A 2243-nucleotide genomic window follows, 5' to 3' on the forward strand; every position below is an offset into this window, starting at 1 on the left:
GCGCTTGCCTTGCTTGCGCAATTCGGTTGCGACGCCGCCGTGCTTGATGTCAATCTTGGAAGGGAAACGTCCGAGCCGATCGCACGCGAGCTTATCAAGATCGGTACGCCCTTCGTCACCATATCCGGATATTCGTGCGTATTCCGGAGCATGCGCCCACTTATTCCGACAACATGCGCCCACCTGTTCCGGGGTATCCGCCCACCGGTGACGCGTTGCCGTGAGGCAGCGTGTTTCGGGTATCAGGTCTGAGGCGTTTCGTCATCCATTTTGGCGATGGTTTTCCGCATGGACTGCCCTTCCAGCTCGATACGGTAGGCATTGTGGACGATGCGATCGAGGATGGCGTCGGCGAAGGTTGGCTCCCCGATGACGTCGTGCCACGCTGTGATGGGCAACTGGCTGGTGATCATGGTCGAGCCGCGGCCATATCGTTCTTCGACAATCTCCATCAGGTCGCGGCGCTGCGTGGCGGTGAGCCGGTCCGGTCCCCAATCATCCAGGATGAGCAGCTGCGCCTTTGTGATGCTGCGGAACAGTCGGAGGAAGCGACCGTCCCCATGGGCCAGTTCCAGTTCCTCGAAGAGGCGCGGCATCCGCTTGTAGACCACGGTGACGCCGGCGCGACAGGCCGCCTGCGCCAGGGCGCAGCCGAGCCATGTCTTGCCGACCCCACAGGGACCGGTGATGATCAGGCCTCGCCGGTCGGTGATCCACTTGCCGGTGAGCAGGCTCTGGAACAGCGCCTTGTCGAGGCCGCGGCGCGCGCGGTAATCGACATCCTCGGGACAGGCGCCCACATGGCGCAGCCTGGCGGAGCGCATGCGGGCCTCGAAGCGCTTGGTTTCTCTGCTGGCGACCTCACGGTCAACCAGCAGGCCAAGCCATTCGGCGTGGCTGAGGTCAGCCGCAGCATCCTGAGATTGCAGTTCGACGAAGGCTTCGGCCATACCGTCCAGCCGCAGGGCCTTCAGGTGATCGAGGGTTGGGTGGTCAAGCATTGTGTGTCCTTTCAGTGGAAGTATTCGGCACCACGGATGTTGGGGTGAGTGATGGCAGGCTCCTCCGTGGTGCGGGTGCGGGGCTTGCGATCGAGCCCATTCTTGAGGATCGAATGGACTGATGAGTAGGATCGGGCGTTGATCTCAAGCGCACGGCGGCAAGCCGCATCAAGCCTGTCCCGGCCGAACTTGTCGGCCAGCCGGATCACGCCCAGACAGGTGCGATAGCCCTGTTCGGGGTGTTTGCGGTCGCGCATCACGACCTCGGCGAAGATCGCAACGTTCGGCCCGATACGCGCGGCCCAGGCCTGGATGCGTTGTGGCGTCCAATCTTCACGGAACTTGTGGTGTGCGGGCATGTGATCGCGCTGCGTGGAATGCTGCTCGTTGCCGGAGGTGCGCACATGTGAAGCGACACGCTGCCCGACATGGAAGACTTCGACCGTCCGAGCGGTGATGCGCGCCCACAGCTCTTTCTTCAGCAACTGATAGGGCACGGAGTAATAATGCCTATCGATCGCGATGTGGTAGTCGAGCCCGGCGCGGCACTTCTTCCATTCGCCATAGACGTAGGGCGCGACCGGCAGCGGCTTCAGGGCGGGCTTGTCCAGATGCTCGAACAATTGCCTGCGACTGGCGCCGAGATGGCGCGAGACCTTATCGTTGAGCCGGTCCAGCAGCGGGCGAATGGCCGCGTTCACGTCCCCGAGGCTGAAGAACTGACGGTTGCGCAACCGCGCCAGAATCCAGCGCTCAACCAGCAAAACTGCGCCCTCAACCTTTGCCTTATCCTTGGGTTTATGGGGCCGTGCGGGCACAACGGCCGTGTCGTAATGCGTGGCCATATCCGCGTAGGTCCGGTTGATCGCAGGGTCGTAGAAGCAGGCCTTGGTGACCCCGGCCTTCAGGTTGTCGGAGACGATCTGCGCCGTCACACCCCCGAGAAAGTCGAAGGCGCGCACATGGCTCGCAATCCAATCCGGCAGTGATTGGGTCCATGTCGCCTCCGCAAAGGTATAGCTCGAGGCCCCCAGCGTGGCGACAAACAGTTGTGCCGTGCGCACCTCGCCGGTCTTGGGATCGATCACATCGATCGTGTGTCCTGCGTAATCGACAAACAGCCGCTCGCCCGCCGGATGACGCTGGCGCATCACTGGCGACAGCTTGCCTTCCCACCGCGTATACAGCTCGCAGAACCGGGAATAGCCGTAGCCCTCCGGAAGATCGGCGCGATATTCTTCC

At 62.5% G+C, this 2243-nt stretch carries 2 protein-coding genes and 1 pseudogene; 1 reads left to right on the plus strand and 2 read right to left on the minus strand.

Annotated elements, in window-relative coordinates:
* Window positions 1-252, plus strand: a pseudogene (locus tag ACEW8G_RS10080) (hypothetical protein); the annotation flags it as partial.
* Here ACEW8G_RS10080 and istB read toward each other — a convergent pair.
* Window positions 243-1001, minus strand: a complete 759-nt coding sequence (gene istB / locus ACEW8G_RS10085; RefSeq protein ID WP_373488294.1) for an IS21-like element helper ATPase IstB — start codon at window positions 999-1001, stop codon at window positions 243-245. The pseudogene ACEW8G_RS10080 and the gene istB sit on opposite strands and share 10 nt — an antisense overlap.
* Window positions 1002-1012: 11 nt before the next feature.
* Window positions 1013-2243: IS21 family transposase (gene istA, locus ACEW8G_RS10090; RefSeq protein WP_373488295.1), on the minus strand; the 1231-nt coding region annotated here is incomplete at its 5' end.

The organism is Blastomonas sp. (assembly GCF_041747255.1).
Lineage (GTDB): Bacteria > Pseudomonadota > Alphaproteobacteria > Sphingomonadales > Sphingomonadaceae > Blastomonas.

Coding starts and splice junctions, on each gene's coding strand:
- istB (WP_373488294.1), bottom strand. CDS start 1,001: ATGCTTGACCACCCAACCCTCGATCACCTGAAGGCCCTGCGGCTGGAC.